Here is an 18,877-nt window from a genome sequence, read left to right as displayed (position 1 = left end):
TAACTTCACAAATTTCTGAAAGAAGCGTACGTTCTGAAGCATGACGAAGGCAATCACGGTCTCCGGACTGCACAAGTCGTTCGGCAGCACGCATGCCCTCGACGGCCTCGACCTGGACGTCGAGACCGGCGAGGTGCACGGCTTCCTCGGGCCCAACGGCGCCGGAAAGTCCACCACCATCCGCGTCCTGCTCGGTCTGCTGCGCGCCGACTCCGGCGGCGCGCAGGTGCTCGGCCGCGACCTCTGGACGGACGCGGTGGAGGTGCACCGCCGGATCGCCTACGTCCCCGGCGACGTCACCCTGTGGCGCAACCTCTCCGGCGGCGAGGTCATCGACCTGTACGGCCGGCTGCGCGGAGGGCTCGACAAGCGGCGCCGGGCCGGACTGATCGAGCGCTTCGAGCTGGACCCCACGAAAAAGGGCCGCACCTACTCCAAGGGCAACCGGCAGAAGGTCGCCCTCGTCGCCGCGTTCGCCTCTGACGTGGACCTGCTGATCCTCGACGAGCCGACCTCGGGTCTGGACCCGCTGATGGAGGAGGTCTTCCAGCGCTGTGTGGCGGAGGAACGCGAACGCGGCCGGACGATCCTGCTGTCCTCGCACATCCTCAGCGAGGTCGAGGAGCTGTGCGACCGGGTCAGCATCATCCGCAACGGCCGTACGGTCGAGAGCGGTTCGCTCGCCGACCTGCGCCATCTGACGCGGACCAGCGTCGCGGCCGAACTGGCGGGCCCGCCCAACGGGTTGTCGCACCTGCCCGGCGTCCACGACCTCGACGTCCAGGGCCGACGTGTCCGCCTCCAGGTCGACACCGACAAGCTCGACGCCGTGCTGCGCTCGCTGAGCGAGTCCGGTGTGCGCTCGCTGACATCGACGCCGCCGACGCTGGAGGAACTGTTCCGGCGGCACTACCAGGCCGACCACCTCGCCGGCACCGGCACCGGCACCGGCACCGGCTCCGGCGAGGTGACCCGATGACCGCCACGGCCTTCGCGGTACGGCCTGCGGGCTCGCGCCAACTGGCCGGTACCGCAACGCTGTTGCGCTTCGCGCTGCGCCGTGACCGGGTGATGATCCCGGTCTGGGTGGCGGTGAACGCGCTGATGGTCCTCTCCATGCCGAACACCCTGGAGAACCTGTACGCCACCCCCGCCGAGCGCGCGAACCTGGTGCGGGACACGGCCGCCAACGCCTCCTTCCGCGCGCTGATCGGCCCGGTCTTCGACGACTCGATCGGCGCCCTGACGGCCTGGCGGGTCGGCGTGTACGCGGGCGCGCTCGCGGCCGTGGTGAGCCTCCTCCTCGTCGTCCGGCACACCCGCGACGAGGAGGAGAGCGGCCGTCAGGAGCTGGTGGCGTCCGGGATGGTGGGCCGCAGGGCCTCCCTGACGGCCGCGCTGCTCACGGCGGCGATCGCCAACGCCGTACTGGCGCTGCTGGTGGCCGCCGGACTCGCCGGCCGGGGCGCCGCGGGGGCGCTGGCCTTCGGGCTCGGGCTGGCCGGGGTCGGCATGGTCTTCGCCACGCTGGCGGCGATCGTCGCCCAGTTCACCGAGAGCGCACGGCTGGCCCGGGGGCTCACGGCGGGGCTGCTGGGCGCCGCGTTCGTGCTGCGCGCGGCGGGCGACTCGGCGTCGGACGACGGTTCCTCGGCGCTGACCTGGGTGTCACCGCTGGGCTGGCTGGAGAACCTGCGGCCGTTCGCGGGCGAACGCTGGTGGGTGCTGCTGCTGTTCACGGCGGCAGCCTCGGTGCAGGGCACGGTGGCGTATGCGCTCGCCGGGCGCCGGGACGTCGGCATGAGCTTCCTGCCCGCCCGGCCGGGCCCCGCCGAGGGCCGCCTGAGCTCGACGGGCGCGCTGGCTTGGCGGTTGCAGCGCGGCGGCGTGCTCGGCTGGAGCATCGGCTTCTTCCTCGCCGGGGTCGTCTACGGCGGGCTCACCGACGGGGTCGCCGACCTGGTCGGCGACAACGACAACGCACGGCGGGTCTTCGAGCGCATGGGCGGCCAGTCGGGCCTGACGGACGCGTTCCTCGCCTCGATGGTCGGCATGCTCGGACTGATCGCGGCCCTGTACGTCGTCGCGTCGGTGCTGCGCCTGCACGGCGAGGAGACCTCGATGCGGGCGGAACCCCTGCTGGCGGGCGCCGTGAGCCGTCTGCGCTGGGCCGCGGGCCACCTCACGATCGCCTTCGCCGGCGCCGCCCTGATCATGCTGCTCGCGGGCCTGGGTTTCGCCGTCGGCTACGGCAAGCAGGTCGGCCCGATCCTCGCCGCCTGCCTGGTCCAGCTCCCGGCGATCTGGGTCGTCGGCGGCCTGGCGGTCCTGCTGTACGGGGTGCTGCCCCGCGCCGCGACGGCGGCGTGGGCAGTGGCCGGTGCGGTCCTGCTGCTCGGCTGGGTGGGCCCCGCGCTGGACGCGCCCCAGGCGGTACTGGACCTGTCCCCGTTCGGCCACCTGCCGAAGCTGCCGGGCGGGGGCATGGAGTGGGGGCCGCTGCTGGTCCTGCTGGGACTGGCGGGGACGCTGACCGCCGGGGGGCTGGTGGGGATGCGGCGGCGGGACATGACCGTCTGACGGGGCGACTGCTCAGTCAGCACGCATGCACCAGCTTGACGAGCCGGCTGGGACCGTCGATCGGGATTCGCGGAGCGATCATCCGAACAAGTGATCAAAGCACCTCGACGCGGAGGCCCTCCAGCCCCCGGATCACGAAGTTCGGCTTCCGCTCCGGCTCCGCCGCCGGGCGCAGCGTCGGCGCCTGCTCCAGCAACGCCGTCATCGACGCCGCCAGTTCGATACGGGCCAGCGGCGCCCCGATGCAGTAGTGGATGCCCGCGCTGAAGGAGATGTGCGGGTTCTCCTTGCGCGTGAGGTCCAGCCGGTCCGGTGCGTCGAAGACCTCCGGATCATGGTTGGCGGAGCCGAAGAGCATCGCGATCTCCGCGCCGCGCGGGATCGTCGTGCCGGCGATCTCGATCTCGTCCAGGACCCAGCGTTCGAACAGCTGGAGCGGGGTGTCGTAACGCATCAGCTCCTCGATCGCCGACGGGATCAGGGAGTGGTCGGCCCGCAGCGCCGCCAGCTGGCCGGGGTTGCGGAACAGCGCCCACCAACCGTTGACCGTGGCGTTCACCGTGGCCTCGTGGCCGGCGTTGAGGAGGAGGACGGCCGTCGAGATCATCTCCTGCTCGGTGAGCCGGTCGCCCTCGTCGTGCGCCGCGATCAGGCCCGAGATCAGGTCCTCACCCGGCTTCTCGCGGCGGGCCGCGATCAGCTCCCGCAGGTAGTCCGAGAACTCCACGGACGCGCGCACGGCCCTCGTCGCCGTCTCCCGCGACGGGTTCAGCTCGTACATCCCGCAGATGTCCGCCGACCAGGGCCGCAACTGCGCCCGGTCCGTCTCCGGGATGCCCAGCATCTCGGCGATCACCGCGACCGGCAGCGGCTCCGCCACATCCGTCAGCAGGTCGCCGCCGCCCTTCTCGACCAGCGCCGCCACCAGGTCCCCGGCCAGCCCCCGCACATACGGCTTCAGCCGCTCCACGGTGCGCGGCGTGAACGCCTTCGACACCAGCCGCCGGATCCTCGTGTGGTCCGGCGGCTCCAGGTCGAGCATCCCGTGATCATTCAGCACATGGAACGGCTCGTGCTCCGCCGGCGGCGCCGTCCGCCCGAACTCCTCGTGCGTGAACCGGTGCTGGTACGTCCGGCCCAGCCTGCGCTCGCGCAGCAGCGCCGAGACATCCGCGTGATGCGGCACCAGCCACTGGTCGGTGGGCTCGAAGTAGTGCACCCTCCCCCGCTCACGCAGTTCGGCGTAGACGGGGTACGGGTCGGCCAGGAACGCCGGGTCCCACGGGTCGAAAGCGAGGTCGGAGCGAGCTGCCATGCACGGACGTTAGTCCGCCGCCCCTCTCCCTGACCAGGGGTCTAGGGGGCGCCGAAGTCGGGGAGCGTGACCGTGCCGTCCTCGGCGAGGGGGAAGCCCGGATTGTGGGCGACCTCCCAGGCATGTCCGTCGGGGTCGACGAAGGCGCTGGAGTAGAAGCCGATCTCGTTGACGGCCGCCGGCTTGGTGACCGTCCCGCCGGCCCGCTCCACCGCCGCGAGCAGCGCGTCGACCTCCGCCCGCGACCGGACGTTGTGCGCGAGGACGACCCCGCCGAACCCCTCCGCGGGCCCCGGCTCCAGCCCGCAGTCCCGCGCCAGCTTCTCCCGGCTCCACAGGACCAGCCCCAGGCCGCCCGCCTGGAAGAACACGGTCTCCTGCACCTCCTGCCCCCGCCAGCCCAGCGCCTCGTAGAAGGCCTTGGAGCGGGCCAGATCGGAGACTCCCAGCGTGATCAGGGTGATGCGCTGTTCCATCCCCTCACCGTAGCCCCGGGGCTTCAGCCCGGCGTGACCAGCCGCGCCTCGTAGGCGAACACCGCCGCCTGCGTACGGTCCCGCAGCCCCAGCTTCACCAGGATCCTGCTGACGTGTGTCTTGATCGTCGACTCGGCCACCACCAGCCGCTCCGCCATCTCCGAGTTCGACAGGCCCTGCGCGATCAGCACCAGCACCTCCGTCTCCCGCTCGGTCAGCTCCCCGTACGCCGCGTGCGCGGAGGACATCATGCGCGGGGCGTCGGACAGCTTCGAGAACTCCGTGATCAGCCGCTTGGTGATCGAGGGGGCCAGCAGCGCCTCGCCGGCCGCCACCACCCGCACCCCGTCGGCGAGCTGGCGTGCCGAGGCGTCCTTCAGCAGGAAACCGGAGGCTCCCGCGCGCAGCGCCTGGTACACGTACTCGTCGAGGTCGAAGGTGGTCAGCACCAGCACCTTCGCCGCACCGTCGGCCGCGACGATCTCCCGGGTCGCCTCGATGCCGTTCAGCTCCGGCATGCGGATGTCCATCAACACCACGTCCGGCGCGAGCTCACGCACCCGCTCCACCGCCTCACGGCCGTTGACGGCCTCGCCGACGACCTCGATGTCCGGCATCGCGTTCAGCAGGACCGAGAAGCCCTCACGCACCATCATCTGGTCGTCCGCGATGAGCACCCGGATGGTCATGAGCCTTCCTCGGTCCTCGTGGTGACCGGCAGGAACACCGCCACCTCGTAGCCGCCGTCCTGTGTCGGGGACGCCGTCATCTCGCCGTTCAGCATGGTCACGCGCTCCCGCATGCCCGTGATGCCGTGCCCGGCGCCCGGTGAGGGTTTGACCAGGGCCGGCGCGGGCGGCGGGCCGTTGACTATGCGCAGGCCCAGGCCACCGAGCACATAGGCGACCTCCACGCGGGCGCCCGCGCCGGGCGCGTGCCGCAGGCTGTTGCTCAGCGCCTCCTGCACGATCCGGTACGCCGACAGCTCCACCCCGGGCGGCAGCTCGCGCACCGCGCCGATCAGCGCCTTGTCGACGCTCAGTCCCGCGTGGCGCACATTCGCCAGCAGCGCGTCCAGGTCGGCCAGGGTGGGCTGCGGGGCGTCCGGGGCCTCGTAGTCCTCGGCACGGACCACCCCGAGGATCCGGCGCAGTTCGGTGAGGGCCGCCACGGCGTTCTCCCGGATGGTGGCGAAGGCCCGCTCCAGCTCCGGCGGTGGGTTCTCCACGCGGTAGGGGGCGGCCTCCGCCTGGATGGCGACGACCGACATGTGGTGTGCGACCACATCGTGCAGCTCACGGGCGATCGTGGTGCGCTCCTCCAGCAGGGTGCGCTTGGAGCGCTCCTGCGCGGTCTCCGTCTGCTGGGCGGTGACCTCCTGCCTGGCTTCGCGGCGTATGTGCCACACGGCCACGCACAGCAGGACCATCGCGGAGATGACCAGCATGGGGCCGGTGTTGGAGCCGTAGTAGGCGCCGGGTCCGAATCCGGCCTCCGCCACCAGGCCGTACGCCGCGGTCAGCGCCCACATGTACCCCGCCGTACGCGGCCTGGTGCGCACGGCCACGACCGTCAGCACCGTCAGATGGCAGGCGAACGCGCCGGGCACCCACGGCCACTCGCCCCAGCCTGCGTCGAACACCCCGACCACCGGGGTGGCGGCCATGGACAGCCAGAACGCTCCGGCCGGCCGCACCATGGTCAGCAGGACGGGGATCGCGCACAACGGACCGACCAGCAGAGACGGCCCGCCGGTGTCCACGCCGGCGATGGCCATGGTGATCAGCGCGGCCATGGCGACCAGGGCGTGCGCCCGCCAGGCCGCGTACTCCTTCAGGCGGCCGGGCAGCCGCCGGGTCAGCCGGCCGTCCACGTGCATCCGGAGCATCGGACGGTAGGCGAAGGCATCGTGGAACAGGTCCTGCCGCAGCCCCTGGAGGGCGTCCGCAGCCAGCCGGAACTCGGGGCTGCGCGGCTTGGCCCCGCCGTCCGGCGGCGGGGTCGGCATCTGGGTCGTCTCGGTCACGTACAGAACGGTAGGCGCAGGGTGCGGTCCCGGTCGTCCCCAGTGAGAGGGGTTCTCGCGGATCCGTCTCAGGTACTACGGGTATCACCGCAGGTCGTCGCGCCGAACGCGGGCGGGCCGTGCCCCGTCGGGTCCGTCCGCGGGCATCCGTCGCGAACGCACCCGCGGGCCGCCCGGTCCGCTCAGTACCCGGCGGGCCGCACCAGCCCCGATTCATATGCGAACACCGCCGCCTGGGTGCGGTCCCGCAGACCCAGTTTCACCAGGATGCGGCCCACATGGGTCTTCACGGTCTGCTCGGCCACGACGAGCCGCTCGGCGATCTCCGCGTTCGACAGGCCCTGGGCGATCAGGGCGAGGACCTCCGTCTCGCGTTCGGTCAGATCGCCGACGCGTTCCTTGAGGGGGGCGCGGGGCCGGTTGTCCATCCGGGAGAACTCGGAGATCAGCCGCCGGGTGATGCCGGGCGCGAGCAGGGCGTCACCGGCCGCCACGACCCGCACCGCTTCGGCGAGCTGGTCGGCCGAGGCGTCCTTCAGCAGAAAACCCGAGGCGCCCGCGCGCAGCGCCTCGTACACGTACTCGTCGAGATCGAAGGTGGTCAGCACCAGCACCTTGATGTGCGGTGTCCCGGCGGTGATGCGGCGGGTGGCCTCGATGCCGTCGAGCTCCGGCATGCGGATGTCCATCAGGACGACGTCGGGGGCGAGTGCGGCGACCTGCGCGACCGCGTCGAGGCCGTCGACCGCCTGGCCGATCACGTCGATGTCGGGCTTGGTGTTGAGCAGCACGGTGAATCCCTGCCGGACCATCTGCTGGTCGTCGGCGATGAGTACGCGGATGGGGCTGCTCGTCATGCGGTGCCGTCCTCGGTCGGGTGGTTGGCGTGGCCGGGGTTGTCGGGAACGTAGCCGAGGCCGTCGATGCGCTGGTGCGCGGGCAGGAACGCGCTCACCACGTAACCGCCGTCCTTGGTGGGGTGCGCCGACACGGCACCGCCGAGCATGGTGGCCCGCTCCCGCATGCCGAGCAGCCCGTGACCGGCGCCCTGGGAGGGCGGCGCGGCCCGCTCGGGCCGTGAGTTGGTGATCCGCATGGTCAGTCCGTCGTAGTCGTAGGCGACGGCGACGCGGGCCACGGCGCCGGGGGCGTGGCGCAGGATGTTGCTCAGCGCCTCCTGCACGATTCGGTACGCCGACAGTTCGACGCCGGGCTGGAGCGGGCGGCGGCGGCCGGTGATCTCGACGGTGACGGTCAGACCGGCGGCCCGGGTGTTCTCCACGAGTGCCTCCAGCCGGTCGAGGGTGGGCTGGGGGGCGTGGGGGGCGGAGGCGGTCCCGAAGCCGGTGCCTGGGCCGGTGCCGGACGGGTCGTGCGGATGCGGGGCGTCCGGATGCTCGGAGCGCAGGACGCCCAGGACGCGCCGGAGTTCGGTCAGTGCTTCGAGGGCGTTCTGGCGGATGCCCTCCAGGTTCTCCTTCAGCTCGTGGGACGGGTGCTCGACGAGGTGGGGAGCGACCTGGGCCTGGATGGAGATGACCGACATGTGGTGGGCGACCACGTCGTGCAGTTCGCGGGCGATACGGCTGCGCTCCTCCAGCAGGGTGCGGTGGGCTCGTTCCTCCGCGGTGAGCGTTTCCTGCTGGACGAGTTGGGTGCGGGCCTCCTTGCGACCGCGCAGGGCGGTGCCGACGATGACGGCCATGGCGAAGATGGCGACCGCCGCGGCGCCGGTGCCGGCGTACTTCGTGCCGCCGAACTGGCCCTGGAGGGCGAAGGTTGCCAAGCCCGACACCGCGAGAGCCGCGACGGCCCTGCGGGCGGGCACGCGGAGGGCCAGGAGCAGGAGGACGCCAGTGTGGGCGATGACTTCGGGGGTGGCCCACGGCCAGTTGAGGGCGAGGGGTGCGCTTTCCGCGAGGTTGGGGCGGACGACGAAAGCGGTGATGACGGTGGCCGTCAGGCTCAGGGCCCACGCCCGCCCCGGGCGCCTCAGGGCCAGGCACAGGGCGATGCCTTGGGCGAAGCCGGCGATCAGGCCGTGGGTCGGGCTCAGGTCATAGCTGGCGCTGAGATGGTCGCCGCCGGCGAGGGAGACCCCTAAGGCGATCCAGGTGGTGAGGAAGATGGTCAGCCACCGGAGCCACGTTCTCCCGAAGGGTTTGCGGAGGTTGACGAGGGGGCGCTTCTTGCGTGCGGGGGCGGTCCTGGATGCGGGGGCGGTTCTGGGTGCGGGCCAAGTCTCCTCACTCACAGCCCCCGCGACCGCGCCCCGCTCCCCCTCGACGGCCCCCGGCCTCTCCTCCTCGCCATTCACGGGGTCAACCCTAGGCATGGTGCTCGGCCTTCGTTTTCCCGCCCTGTGGGCTGGCGTTGGAGCGGATCACTCTGGATGAGCGGCGCCTGGTGCGGCGCGGGCCTTGTTCGTGGAGGCGGAACGTCGTCCAGCAGACAGCCAGGGCCAGGGTGAACACCGGAAGCCATGCCAGGCGGGCCGCCACCCACGTGAGGTCGTCGGGGAGGGTGTGCAGACCTGGGAGGCGGCCTGCCAGGAGACCCGTGGCCGTGGTGGCCATCAGGGCCGTCTGGTGCCAGAGGAAGATCGTCATCGCGGAGAGGTTGAGCAGGACAACCGCCGCCCAGGCCAGGGGGCGGCGCATCGTGCGGCGCAGTGGCTCGCGCAGGAGCAGGGCCAGGCCGCACTGGGCCAGGCCGAAGGCGACGGCGGCAAGGGTCGGCGGGTTGAGGTTGGAGATGCCGGCGCCGGGGACGCCGACCATGGACGCCGGGTAGCCCGCCCAGGCGACCAACGCCGCCGTCGCCGCCGCGCCGCCCGTCAGCAGGATCCAGCCCGCGCGGCGACGCTGCACCTCACCGCGGGTCCACGCCGCGCCCAGGCTGAACGGCACCAGCCAGCCCGCCGCCACGTTCACCCAGCCGAGCCACGCAGGGCCGCCCAGGCCGAAGCGGAGGAGGTCCACATGGAGGACTACGGCCAGGGGCCACAGGGGGTTGAGGCGCAGGAGGAGGGGCGTCACAGCCGTCAGCGCCGTGAAGACCAGCAGGAACCACAGCGGGGACAGGGCCAGTTTGAGCAGGGTGTGAATCGTGTCGAGGTCCGTGCCCGACAGAAGCAGCAGGACCGATGTCACCGTCCACAGCGTGAGGACGGCCGCCACCGGTTTGAACAGGCGGGACAGCCGGGATCTCAGCCACTGTCCGTACGTCGTGCCCCGTGCTCGGGCCGCGGCATAGCCGCGGGTCGCCACATGGCCGCCCACCAGGAAGAACACCGCGAGGGTCTGGAAGATCCAGGAGATCGGGGCCAGCCATGGCATGTGGTGCAGCGGGCTCGCGGTGCGCAGGTCGGTCCCACCGTCCGCCACCAGGGCCGTGACCAGCCAGTGCCCCAGGACCACACCGAGGATGGCGAAGGCCCGCAGCGCGTCGACCGCGCGGTCCCGTCCGGCGGGGGTGGCGGCGTCCACGCGGGCGGCGCCCGCGCGAAGTCGCCGCCACGCGCCGCGCGGGCCCGAGTTCGGACGGTGCTCAGTCACGGGACACCTCCGAGGTCTCGCCCAGGACGATGTGGGTCAGGTTCGCCAGGGACAGGGAGCCCGGCCTGAAGTAGTCGCTGTGGCCACCGTCGCCCGCCGCGAAGACCCGGGCGCCGAACGACGGGGACAGCGGGTCGGTGCCGAAGCCGACCGTCGTGCCGAGGACGTCGATCCGGAGGTGCGGGACATTCGCCACCCAGTCGGCGTCGCCGCGGGCCGCCCAGACGCGCGCCGGGGTGCGCAGGGCGGCGGCGCTGTCCGCGCCGGTCCCGGGGCTGCCGATCAGCGCGATGTCGTCCACGTCAAGGCGGGAGGCCGCGCGACCGCAGACCACCGAGCCGTAGGAGTGGCAGAGCAGGGCTATGCGCGGTGTGCGCTGCGCTGTGCCGCCCTGTCCGTCCGGCCCGCTGTGCTCCCCGAGGGCGTGCAGCTGCCGTATGAACCGCCGCAGTCGCGGGGCCGCTTCGTCGGCTCGGCCGGTCGTCGTGACCGTGGTGCTGACCGTGCCCGGGGTTTCGTAGCCGAGCCAGGCGACCACCGCGGTGCGGGTGCCCTGCGGCGCTTGACGGGTGAGCCGCGCGTGCAGCGCCCGGGCGGCGTTTCGGAAGCGGTCGTAGGTGTCGATGGACGTGTCCGAGCCCGGGACCAGCACGGCGATGCGGTCGGCGGCGGCCAGGTCGCCGAAGACCTCTGTCGCCAGGCCGGAGCCGCGGCCGTCGAAGGCGAGGAAGCGGCGGGACGGGTCGGCCATCGCCCGGTCGGCGGCGGCCCGCCGACGGTCACCGTGGGCCGCGGCCATACGGGACGCCTCGGCGGCATTGGCACGGTTGGCCGCGTACGACTCGTCCAGGGTCTCCGGCGTCGGCGGTGCGAGGGTGGCAGGGGCCGGGGCGGGGATCTCGGGACGGGTGGCACCGGAGAGCGGGACGACCACGGCGGCGGTGATCAGGGAGGCGAGGAGGGCACGGCGCCATCTGTGGAGGTGGTGTCCGCGAGGGTGGTGGCTGCGAGGGTGGTGTCCGCGGCGGTGGTGCCTGCCTGGGCGGTGCGCACTGTCGGGCTCGCTGGAGCCCTGCCTGTGTATCCGCCCGTCGGACGGCACGTCCGTTTCCTCGGCCCCCGTGCTGCGCCCCATGGTCCTGTCCCCTCCCGCTCCGCCCGGCCATCCGGCTGTCTGGAGGGGAAATTACGGATCCGGACTTGTCGTCCGCGTCACGCCAGGGAGCTCACCTGCGACGTAGCTCTCAGGTACTACGGGTATGAAGGGGCGGGAGGGCGCTCACCACGCCAACTGCGCGATCTCCTCCGCGACCACAGCGCAGGCGTCCGCCGCCGGGTCGATCAGCGGAAAGTGCCCGACGTCCTCAAGCAGCGTCAGCCCGACGACCTCCCCCGCCTTCGCCGCCGCGTCCGCGTACGACTCGGCGACAGCCTGCGGCACGACCGTGTCCGTGCGGCCCTGGACGAGCGTCGTCGCGATGCCGGTCGGGAGCAGGAAAGCGGGGTCGGCGTACGGCTGCCGCTCGGCGAACTCCACGCCACCGCCCAGCAGTTGGCGGGATGCACCCCCGCAGACGTCCAGCTTGTCGGCGACCGTGAAGTCGGCGATCGGAGCGAGGGCCACCACGCCCCGCAGCGGCGTGGGGCGGGCGGTGCGCCAGGGGGCGTCCGCGGGGAGCACATGACGGGCCGCCGCCCACAGGGCCAGGTGACCGCCGGCCGAGTGGCCGACGAGCACGGTCCGGCGCCAATCGGCCTGCGGGAGCGACTCCCGTACCAGCGCCGGCAGCGCGTCCAGCGCTGCGGCGATGTCGTCGAAGGTCTCGGGCCAACGCCCGGCAACCACGCCCGCGCCCGCCACGCCCGCGCCCGCCACTGCGTCGGCCGCCGAACTCTCCGCCCCCCGCCGATACTCCACATTGGCCACACCGAACCCCCGCCGCGCCAGGAACTCCGCGAACGGCGTCACATGCCGACGGTCGTACGGCGCTCGCCACGCCCCGCCGTGCAGCAGGACCACCAGCGGGACCTGACTCCCCGGGGCCACCTCCCCGCGCGGCGCGTAGAAGTCGATCACCTGGTCGGGGTGGTCGCCGTACGCGGCGATGGCGTCGGGGTCGACCGGCGGGTGCGAGAAGGCCGACTTCTCCTCGGCGGCCTCGGCGGCCTCGGCGGCGGCCCGGGCTGCTGCGACGTCGTCCGGCATGCTCCAACCTCTCAGCGATGAAACGATTTTGGACGGAAGCGGGGAGTGGCGGACCAGGTGGCGGGTCGGCCGTTGGCGGGGACGGTATCAGGCCGATGACAAGGGCGGACACGGGGATGTCACGCTCGGTGAGGGCCAAACGGTCCTGCCGTTCCGTTACCCTGACAGCACGGCCCGCTGCGCCCCACGCATCCCCACCCACGCTCCACCCACACGCCCCCACCCACGCGAACCCCACACGCCCCACAACCCGCAACCCGCACCCCAGCCGCGCACCCGCACCCGCACCCCACATGCACCAGGAGGCCGACATGTCCGCCGAACCCGGCACCGTACGTCCCGGAGGGCGCACCGCGCGTGTCCGTGCCGCCGTGCTGCGTGCGGCCGGAGACGTGCTGGCCGAGCAGGGGTTCGACGGCCTCGACCTCGCGGACGTGGCCCGCCGCGCGGAGGTCGGCAAGACGACCGTGTACCGGCGGTGGGGCTCGGTGACCGGCCTGGTGGCCGACCTGCTCGCCGACATGGCCGAGCAGTCGCTGCCACGCAAGGAGACCGGAACGGTGCTCGGGGATCTGCGCGCCAACGCCGCGCTGGTGCAGCGGACGTTGGCGGATCCCCGGCAGGGCGCCCTGTTCCGCGCCGTCATCGCCGCGGCGACGTGCGACGAACGTACGGCGACCGCGCTCCGCCGTTTCTACGAAGTGCGGGTGGCGGAGTGGGCGCCGTGCGTGGAACAGGGCGTCACCGACGGCGAGTTGCCCGCCGGGACGGACGCCGAGGCCGTCGTACGGGCGGTCTCGGCGCCCCTCTACTACCAACTGCTGACCACCGGGGTTATCCCCGACGCCCCCGCCGCGGACCGCGCGGCGCGGGCCGCGCACGCGGCTGCCGTGGCAGGGGTGTACGTCACCTGACGGGACCCGGCACCGGACGCACACCGGTCAGACGCTCGCCGGTCAGGCGCACACCGACCGGACGCACACCGGTTCAGCCGCGCAGCACAGCCCCCAGCACCCGAGCCGCCCGCTCCACCTCCGCGAACCCCACGTACAGCGGCGTGAAACCGAACCGCAGCACATCGGGATGCCGGAAGTCGCCCACGACCCCGCGCTCGATGAGCCGCTTCATGACGTCACCGGCGTTCTCGCACCGCAGGGCCACCTGGCTGCCGCGTTCGTCATGGGCCACCGGGGTCAGCGACTCGACGCGTCCCTCTCCCACGTAGGCCCCGACGCACTCCAGGAAGAAGTCCGTCAGCGCCAGCGACTTGGCCCGCACCGCCTCGATCGACACGCCGTCCCATACGTCCAGCGCGGCCTCCAGGGCGAGCATGGACAGGATGTCCGGCGTGCCGACGCGTCCGCGCAGCGCGCCCGCCGCCGGTTCGAAGTCGCCGCGCATGCCAAAGGGGTCGGCGTGCGAGTTCCAGCCGGGCAGCGGTGAGTCGAAGCGGTCCTGGAGATCGCCGCGCACATACAGGTACGCCGGGGAACCCGGCCCGCCGTTCAAGTACTTGTACGTGCAGCCCACGGCCAGGTCGACCCCATGCTCGTCGAGTCCGACGGGCAGGGCGCCTGCGCTGTGGCACAGGTCCCACACCGCGATCGCACCCGCCGCGTGCACGGCGGCGGTGAGGGACGGCAGGTCGTGCAGCCGGCCGGTGCGGTAGTCGACGTGGTTGAGCAGCACGGCCGCCGTACGCCCGCTCAGCGCGCCCGCCACCTCCCCCGGCGCCACCGGCCGCAGCGTACGGCCGGTCATCCGGGCCGCCGACTCGGCGATGTACCCGTCCGTGGGGAAGGTCGTCGCGTCGACGAGGATCTCGTCCCGGTCCGGGCCGGCCATGCGCACGGCGGCCACAAGTGCCTTGAATACGTTGACACTTGTCGAGTCGCCGACCACGATCTGGCCCGCCGCCGCACCGACCAACGGGGCGATCCGGTCGCCGATCCGCTCCGGCGCGGTCCACCAGCCGCTCTCGTCCCAGGAGCGGATGCGCATCCGCCCCCACTGCCGGCGTACGACGTCCTCGACGCGCCCCGGCACGTTCGCGGGCAGCGCGCCCAGGGAGTTGCCGTCGAGGTAGACGACCTCGTCGAGCACGAACTCGGCGCGCTTGGCGGCGAGTTCGTCGGCCGTGTCCAGCTTCTCGGCCGTCATGGCCAGTTCGGCCTTGGTGACGAGGTCCAGCTCGGCGGCGTGCTCGGCCCCGGCGGCGAATTCGGTCCGCTCAGACATGGGACCGCGCCGTCCACAGCTCCGGGAACACGTTCTTCTGGGCCCGCTTCTCCAGCCAGGCCACGCCGGCCGAACCGCCCGTGCCGGCCTTGGCGCCCATCGCGCGCCGGGTGGCGACCAGGTGGTCGTTGCGCCAGCGCCACACCAGTTCCGCGACGTCCGTCAACGCCTCGCCGAGCCGGGTCAGCTCGGCGTTCTGGTCGCCGGAGTAGATCGCGGTCCAGGCGGCCTCGACCGGCTCCGACGGCTCGTACCGGCGCGAGACGTCCCGCTTCAGCACCGACTCGGGGATCGCGCAGCCGCGCCGGGCGAGGAAGCGCAGCACCTCGTCGTACAGGCTCGGCTCGTGCAGTGCCTTCTCCAGTTCCGCGTGGACACGAGGTGCGCCGCGGTGGGGGACCAGCATGGAGGCGGACTTGTCGCCGAGCAGGAACTCCATCCGGCGGTACATGGCCGACTGGAACCCGGAGCCCTCGCCGAGGGCGCTGCGGTACGAGTTGAACTGGGCCGGCGTGAGCTGGCCGAGCGGCGTCCAGGAGGCGTTCAGGGCCTCCAGCTCCCGTACGGAACGCTTCAGGGCGTCGATCGCCACGTCCGGGCGGTCCTCGCGCAGGGCGTGCGCGGCGGTCTCCCACTCGTGGACGATGACGGTGAACCACAGCTCCATGACCTGGGTCGTGACCAGGAAGACCATCTCTCCGGGGTCGTCGGAGAGGGTGTGCTGGAGATGGGTGAGCACGTCCGCCTTGACGTAGTCCTCGTACGGCGTCGTGCCTGCGAAGTCGAGATTGGGGGTCTCGGGCTCCTGAGTCTCCGCGGAAGCCTCCGTGGGCTGGTGAGCCGGCTGGGACATCGCTGTCTCCTGTGTAACTCCGGGTAGCGGTCCGCCCTGCCGTTATCGGCAAAGGGGCCCCGGTCCCCACCCGGCATCCTCAGGGATCGCCCCAAACATCGCAAGGCCCGCCCTGGTCACACCGCCCGGGCGGGCCACCGTGCGTGACGGTTCGGCTAGCCCAGGGTCTGGGCCGCCGTCGGCGAGGAGTCCTTCAGGAACTGCGAGCAGCGCTCGTACTCCTCCTGCTCACCGATCGACCCCGCGGCGCGGGCGAGGGCGTGCAGGGCGCGCAGGAAGCCACGGTTCGGCTCGTGCTCCCAGGGCACGGGGCCGTGGCCCTTCCAGCCGTTGCGGCGCAGGGCGTCCAGGCCCCGGTGGTAGCCCGTACGGGCGTAGGCGTACGACTCCACGACGCTGCCCCGCTCGAACGCCTCGTCGGCCAGCTGGGCCCAGGCCAGGGAGGAGGTCGGGTACTTCGCGGCGACATCCGCGGGGGCGGTGCCGCCGGCGAGCAGCTCGCGCGGGCCGGGGTCGTCGGGGAGGTGGGTCGGGGGCGGGCCCCCGAGAAGGTTTTCGTGAATGGCCATGGGTTCAAGTGTGAGCCATCGCCGGGGGCTGTGGGTGCCGTGGCCCCGCCCCAGCCCCCCCGCTCTCGGCCCTGAACGAGCCTCGCCCTCAAGCTCCCCCGAGGGGGCACCCCCAGACAGGCTGAAAACGCCTGGACCGGCGCCTAGGGCCCTTCTGATGGATCTCCGCGGGAGAAGGAGCGGCGTTCGGTGCGTGCTCTCGGCGTGCCGGGCGGAAGCCCTCATAGCGGAGCTACTAGGGCTTTTGTCCGGTGCGGCGAGAGGGCGTGCCGGGCGTCGCGACGCCGCGGAGATCCATCAGAAGGGCCCTAGCCCTCCCCCGCCCCCGTCCGCTCCCCCTCCCCCGCCAACCGGGGCTTGCTCCGCACCCCCTCCAGCGGGGGCGAATTGATCGAGCCGTGGTGGAGGCATTCCGGTTTGCGGCAGTCCGGGGGCAGGGGGCGCACCGTCGCGAAGGCGATCGCGGCGCCGACGACCAGGGCGCCGGCGCACCACAGCATGGCTCGCCCGAACGCCGTGTCGAAGGCGTCCGGGGAGCGGTAGGCCTCCTCCCCCATGCCGGCGAGCAGCGGCAGCGCGGCCACCGCGATCAGGCCCGCCGCTCGGGCCGCCGCGTTGTTGATGCCGCTGGCCAGGCCCGCGCGGGCGACGTCGACGGAGGCGAGGACGGTGGCGGTGAGGGGGGCGACGAGGGTGACCAGGCCGATGCCGAGGACGAGCACGGCGGGCAGTACGTCGGCGACGTAGGAGGCGTCCTCGCCGACGCGCAGCATCAGCAGCATGCCGACCGCGCACAGCAGCGGTCCGACGGTGAGCGGGATGCGTGGGCCGATCCGGTCGGCGAGCGCGCCGGAGCGGGCGGAGAGCAGCAGCATCAGGACGGTCGTCGGGAGCAGGGCCGTACCGGCGCCCAGGGCCGAGTAGCCGGAGACCACCTGGAGCTGGAGCGCGGCGAGGAAGAAGAAGCCGCCGAGGGCCGCGTACACGCACAGGGTGACGAGGTTGACCGCCGTGAACTGGCGGGACGCGAAGATGCCGAGCGGCATCATCGGATCGGGGCGGCGCCTCTCGACGTAGACGAAGGCGACCCCCGCGAGGACGCCGACGGCCGCGGAGACGGCGACGACCACCGAGCCCTCCTGGGCCTCGATGAGCGCGTACGTCACCAGGGCGAGGGACAGGGCGCCGAGGGCCGCGCCCAGCATGTCGAAGCGGCCGTGCGTGCCGCCGCCGCCCGACTCCGGGACATGCCGTAGGGCGATGGGCGCGCACGCCAGTGCCAGTGGGACGTTGAGCAGGAACACCCACCGCCAGCCCGGCCCGTCCACCAGCCAGCCGCCCAGGAAGGGGCCCACCGCCGCGCCCACGCCCCCGAAACCCGACCACAGGCCGACCGCCCGCGCCCGGTCGTCGGGGTGGAAGGACGCCTGGATCAGGGCGAGGGAGCCGGGTGTGAGCAGCGCTCCGCCGATCCCTTGCAGCGCTCGCGCCGCGATGAGCACCCCGGCGTTCGGGGCGATCCCGCACAGCAGCGAGGCCACGGCGAACCACACCACGCCGACCACGAAGATCCGGCGTCGCCCGTACCGGTCGCCCAGCGAGCCGCCGAGCAGGATCAGCCCGGCCAGCGTGAGCATGTACGCGTTGACGGTCCACTGGAGCGCGGCCAGGTCGGCGTCGAGGTCCTCGCCGATGCGCGGGAGGGCGACGTTGACGACGGTCGAGTCCAGCATCGCCATGCTGGAGCCGAGGACGGTGGTGAGCAGGATCCACTTGCCCTGCGGTGAGGCCAGCCGGACGTCGGGCATGCCCCCAGGTATACAGCGAGCCCGGCGCCGTGGGCAGGCGCCGGGCTCGCAAGTCCCCGGAAGGAACCCGGGAACTACTTGATCTTCGTGCCGGCGGAGCGCAGGTGCGAGCAGGCCTCGACCACGCGCGCGGCCATGGACGCCTCGGCGAGCTTGCCCCAGGTCCGCGGGTCGTAGGTCTTCTTGTTGCCGACCTCGCCGTCGACCTTCAGGACGCCGTCGTAGTTCTGGAACATGTGGGCCGCGACCGGACGCGTGAAGGCGTACTGGGTGTCGGTGTCGATGTTCATCTTGACGACGCCGTTGTCCAGCGCGGTCGCGATCTCCTCGGCGGAGGAGCCGGAGCCGCCGTGGAAGACGAAGTCGAACGGGGACGCCTTGCCGTACTTGGCGGCGACACCCTCGTTGAGCTCCTTCAGCAGCTCGGGACGGAGCACGACGTTGCCCGGCTTGTACACGCCGTGCACGTTGCCGAAGGAGGCGGCGAGCAGGTAGCGGCCCTTCTCGCCGAGGCCCAGGGCCTCGGCCGTACGAATGGCGTCGTCGACCGTCGTGTACAGGGAGTCGTTGATCTCGTGCGAGACGCCGTCCTCCTCGCCGCCGGTCGGGGTGATCTCGACCTCGAGGATGATCTTCGCGAGGCGGGCGCGCTCCAGCAGCTCCTGCGCGATGGAGAGGTTGTCGGCGAGGGTCTCGGCCGAGCCGTCCCACATGTGCGACTGGAAGAGCGGGTTCTCACCGCGCGCGACCCGCTCCTCGGAGACGGCGAGCAGCGGGCGTACGTACCCGTCGAGCTTGTCCTTCGGGCAGTGGTCGGTGTGCAGGGCGACGGTGACGTCGTACTTCTTGGCGACGATGTGCGCGAACTCGGCCAGGGCGACGGCGCCGGTGACCATGTCCTTGCTGTGCTGACCGCCCAGGAACTCGGCGCCACCCGTGGAGATCTGGATGATGCCGTCGCTCTCCGCCTCCGCGAAGCCGCGCAGGGCCGCGTGCAGGGTCTGGGAGGAGGTCACGTTGATGGCCGGGTAGGCGAACTTGCCTGCCTTCGCCCGGTCGAGCATCTCGTTGTAGACCTCGGGGGTTGCGATGGGCATCTGTCCGCTCCTTGAGTGTGCGGTTGACGTACTACGTAACTGCGTACGGCGTTCTTCTTACGGCCCTGACCTAGACCTTGGGGGGTGTGACGTCGTCGTCGGGCCCCATCTTCCCAGACGAACCGGGATGCTCCGAGAGCCTGTCACCAGCC

General features: G+C 72.2%; 17 protein-coding genes. 3 read left to right on the top strand and 14 right to left on the bottom strand.

Annotated features, from left to right (window positions below; genetic code table 11):
- Nucleotides 1-40: 40 nt before the first annotated feature.
- Both ACHBTE_RS25900 and ACHBTE_RS25895 read left to right on the top strand, forming a co-directional pair.
- Entirely contained in the window at nucleotides 41-979 is a 939-nt protein-coding gene (locus ACHBTE_RS25900; protein ID WP_394726482.1) for an ATP-binding cassette domain-containing protein, read from the top strand.
- Complete coding sequence (locus ACHBTE_RS25895) at nucleotides 976-2,580, top strand: ABC transporter permease (protein WP_394726481.1); 1,605 nt, start codon at nucleotides 976-978, stop codon at nucleotides 2,578-2,580. Before ACHBTE_RS25900 ends, ACHBTE_RS25895 begins: the two co-directional genes overlap by 4 nt.
- A gap of 94 nt (nucleotides 2,581-2,674) precedes the next feature.
- Here ACHBTE_RS25895 and ACHBTE_RS25890 read toward each other — a convergent pair whose 3' ends face one another.
- The 9 genes from ACHBTE_RS25890 to ACHBTE_RS25850 form a co-directional block, all read right to left on the bottom strand.
- Complete coding sequence (locus tag ACHBTE_RS25890) at nucleotides 2,675-3,895, bottom strand: cytochrome P450 (protein ID WP_394726480.1); 1,221 nt, start codon at nucleotides 3,893-3,895, stop codon at nucleotides 2,675-2,677.
- A 41-nt stretch (nucleotides 3,896-3,936) separates the two neighbouring features.
- Nucleotides 3,937-4,371, bottom strand: a complete 435-nt coding sequence (locus ACHBTE_RS25885) for a VOC family protein (RefSeq protein WP_394726479.1) — start codon at nucleotides 4,369-4,371, stop codon at nucleotides 3,937-3,939.
- Nucleotides 4,372-4,394: 23 nt separating this feature from the next.
- Nucleotides 4,395-5,060 carry a response regulator gene (locus ACHBTE_RS25880; protein WP_394726478.1) on the bottom strand — a complete coding sequence of 222 codons (666 nt, stop codon included), beginning with the start codon at nucleotides 5,058-5,060 and terminating at the stop codon, nucleotides 4,395-4,397.
- Entirely contained in the window at nucleotides 5,057-6,379 is a 1,323-nt protein-coding gene (locus ACHBTE_RS25875; protein WP_394726577.1) for a sensor histidine kinase, read from the bottom strand. The genes ACHBTE_RS25880 and ACHBTE_RS25875 overlap by 4 nt, the downstream gene beginning before the upstream one ends.
- Nucleotides 6,380-6,579: 200 nt before the next feature.
- Nucleotides 6,580-7,254 carry a response regulator gene (locus ACHBTE_RS25870; RefSeq protein WP_394726477.1) on the bottom strand — a complete coding sequence of 225 codons (675 nt, stop codon included), beginning with the start codon at nucleotides 7,252-7,254 and terminating at the stop codon, nucleotides 6,580-6,582.
- Nucleotides 7,251-8,732 carry a sensor histidine kinase gene (locus tag ACHBTE_RS25865; RefSeq protein WP_394726475.1) on the bottom strand — a complete coding sequence of 494 codons (1,482 nt, stop codon included), beginning with the start codon at nucleotides 8,730-8,732 and terminating at the stop codon, nucleotides 7,251-7,253. Before ACHBTE_RS25865 ends, ACHBTE_RS25870 begins: the two co-directional genes overlap by 4 nt.
- A complete protein-coding gene (locus tag ACHBTE_RS25860; RefSeq protein ID WP_394726474.1) occupies nucleotides 8,725-9,954 on the bottom strand; it encodes an acyltransferase in 1,230 nt (409 codons plus the stop codon). The genes ACHBTE_RS25865 and ACHBTE_RS25860 overlap by 8 nt, the downstream gene beginning before the upstream one ends.
- Nucleotides 9,947-11,089 (bottom strand): alpha/beta hydrolase, encoded by a 1,143-nt coding sequence (locus ACHBTE_RS25855; RefSeq protein ID WP_394726472.1) that lies wholly within the window; start codon nucleotides 11,087-11,089, stop codon nucleotides 9,947-9,949. The genes ACHBTE_RS25860 and ACHBTE_RS25855 overlap by 8 nt, the downstream gene beginning before the upstream one ends.
- Before the next feature lie 144 nt (nucleotides 11,090-11,233).
- Nucleotides 11,234-12,160 carry an alpha/beta hydrolase gene (locus tag ACHBTE_RS25850; protein ID WP_394726471.1) on the bottom strand — a complete coding sequence of 309 codons (927 nt, stop codon included), beginning with the start codon at nucleotides 12,158-12,160 and terminating at the stop codon, nucleotides 11,234-11,236.
- A 311-nt stretch (nucleotides 12,161-12,471) separates the two neighbouring features.
- On the opposite strand from ACHBTE_RS25850, the gene ACHBTE_RS25845 reads away from it, so the two are divergent.
- Nucleotides 12,472-13,074, top strand: coding sequence for a TetR/AcrR family transcriptional regulator (locus ACHBTE_RS25845; RefSeq protein ID WP_394726470.1), 603 nt, complete (start codon nucleotides 12,472-12,474; stop codon nucleotides 13,072-13,074).
- A gap of 73 nt (nucleotides 13,075-13,147) precedes the next feature.
- Here ACHBTE_RS25845 and kynU read toward each other — a convergent pair whose 3' ends face one another.
- The 5 genes from kynU to fbaA all read right to left on the bottom strand — a co-directional run bounded on the left by kynU (nucleotide 13,148) and on the right by fbaA (nucleotide 18,725).
- A complete protein-coding gene (kynU, locus tag ACHBTE_RS25840) occupies nucleotides 13,148-14,320 on the bottom strand; it encodes a kynureninase (RefSeq protein WP_394726576.1) in 1,173 nt (390 codons plus the stop codon).
- Between the two features lie 70 nt (nucleotides 14,321-14,390).
- Nucleotides 14,391-15,251: a tryptophan 2,3-dioxygenase family protein gene (locus tag ACHBTE_RS25835; protein WP_394726469.1), complete on the bottom strand. Its 861-nt coding sequence runs from the start codon at nucleotides 15,249-15,251 to the stop codon at nucleotides 14,391-14,393.
- Nucleotides 15,252-15,406: 155 nt separating this feature from the next.
- Nucleotides 15,407-15,820, bottom strand: a complete 414-nt coding sequence (locus tag ACHBTE_RS25830; protein ID WP_394726468.1) for a DUF3151 domain-containing protein — start codon at nucleotides 15,818-15,820, stop codon at nucleotides 15,407-15,409.
- A 308-nt stretch (nucleotides 15,821-16,128) separates the two neighbouring features.
- Nucleotides 16,129-17,628 carry an MFS transporter gene (locus ACHBTE_RS25825; protein ID WP_394726467.1) on the bottom strand — a complete coding sequence of 500 codons (1,500 nt, stop codon included), beginning with the start codon at nucleotides 17,626-17,628 and terminating at the stop codon, nucleotides 16,129-16,131.
- A gap of 74 nt (nucleotides 17,629-17,702) precedes the next feature.
- Entirely contained in the window at nucleotides 17,703-18,725 is a 1,023-nt protein-coding gene (gene fbaA / locus ACHBTE_RS25820) for a class II fructose-bisphosphate aldolase (protein WP_394726466.1), read from the bottom strand.
- Between the last annotated feature and the right edge of the window lie 152 nt (nucleotides 18,726-18,877).

The organism is Streptomyces sp. M41 (genome assembly GCF_043673425.1).
In the GTDB taxonomy this organism is placed as follows: Bacteria; Actinomycetota; Actinomycetes; order Streptomycetales; family Streptomycetaceae; genus Streptomyces.
This window is presented reverse-complemented; position numbering and strand designations above follow the sequence as displayed.

What these genes read in the sequence shown, in the direction of transcription:
- ACHBTE_RS25895 (WP_394726481.1), top strand. Translation starts at nt 976, where the DNA reads ATGACCGCCACGGCCTTCGCGGTACGGCCTGCGGGCTCGCGCCAACTG.
- ACHBTE_RS25880 (WP_394726478.1), bottom strand. Translation starts at nt 5,060, where the DNA reads ATGACCATCCGGGTGCTCATCGCGGACGACCAGATGATGGTGCGTGAG.
- ACHBTE_RS25875 (WP_394726577.1), bottom strand. Translation starts at nt 6,379, where the DNA reads ATGCCGACCCCGCCGCCGGACGGCGGGGCCAAGCCGCGCAGCCCCGAG.
- ACHBTE_RS25835 (WP_394726469.1), bottom strand. Translation starts at nt 15,251, where the DNA reads ATGTCCCAGCCGGCTCACCAGCCCACGGAGGCTTCCGCGGAGACTCAG.
- ACHBTE_RS25825 (WP_394726467.1), bottom strand. Translation starts at nt 17,628, where the DNA reads ATGCCCGACGTCCGGCTGGCCTCACCGCAGGGCAAGTGGATCCTGCTC.
- ACHBTE_RS25855 (WP_394726472.1), bottom strand. Translation starts at nt 11,089, where the DNA reads ATGGGGCGCAGCACGGGGGCCGAGGAAACGGACGTGCCGTCCGACGGG.
- ACHBTE_RS25845 (WP_394726470.1), top strand. Translation starts at nt 12,472, where the DNA reads ATGTCCGCCGAACCCGGCACCGTACGTCCCGGAGGGCGCACCGCGCGT.
- ACHBTE_RS25890 (WP_394726480.1), bottom strand. Translation starts at nt 3,895, where the DNA reads ATGGCAGCTCGCTCCGACCTCGCTTTCGACCCGTGGGACCCGGCGTTC.
- ACHBTE_RS25885 (WP_394726479.1), bottom strand. Translation starts at nt 4,371, where the DNA reads ATGGAACAGCGCATCACCCTGATCACGCTGGGAGTCTCCGATCTGGCC.
- ACHBTE_RS25830 (WP_394726468.1), bottom strand. Translation starts at nt 15,820, where the DNA reads ATGGCCATTCACGAAAACCTTCTCGGGGGCCCGCCCCCGACCCACCTC.
- ACHBTE_RS25850 (WP_394726471.1), bottom strand. Translation starts at nt 12,160, where the DNA reads ATGCCGGACGACGTCGCAGCAGCCCGGGCCGCCGCCGAGGCCGCCGAG.
- ACHBTE_RS25865 (WP_394726475.1), bottom strand. Translation starts at nt 8,732, where the DNA reads ATGCCTAGGGTTGACCCCGTGAATGGCGAGGAGGAGAGGCCGGGGGCC.
- fbaA (WP_394726466.1), bottom strand. Translation starts at nt 18,725, where the DNA reads ATGCCCATCGCAACCCCCGAGGTCTACAACGAGATGCTCGACCGGGCG.
- kynU (WP_394726576.1), bottom strand. Translation starts at nt 14,320, where the DNA reads ATGACGGCCGAGAAGCTGGACACGGCCGACGAACTCGCCGCCAAGCGC.
- ACHBTE_RS25870 (WP_394726477.1), bottom strand. Translation starts at nt 7,254, where the DNA reads ATGACGAGCAGCCCCATCCGCGTACTCATCGCCGACGACCAGCAGATG.
- ACHBTE_RS25900 (WP_394726482.1), top strand. Translation starts at nt 41, where the DNA reads ATGACGAAGGCAATCACGGTCTCCGGACTGCACAAGTCGTTCGGCAGC.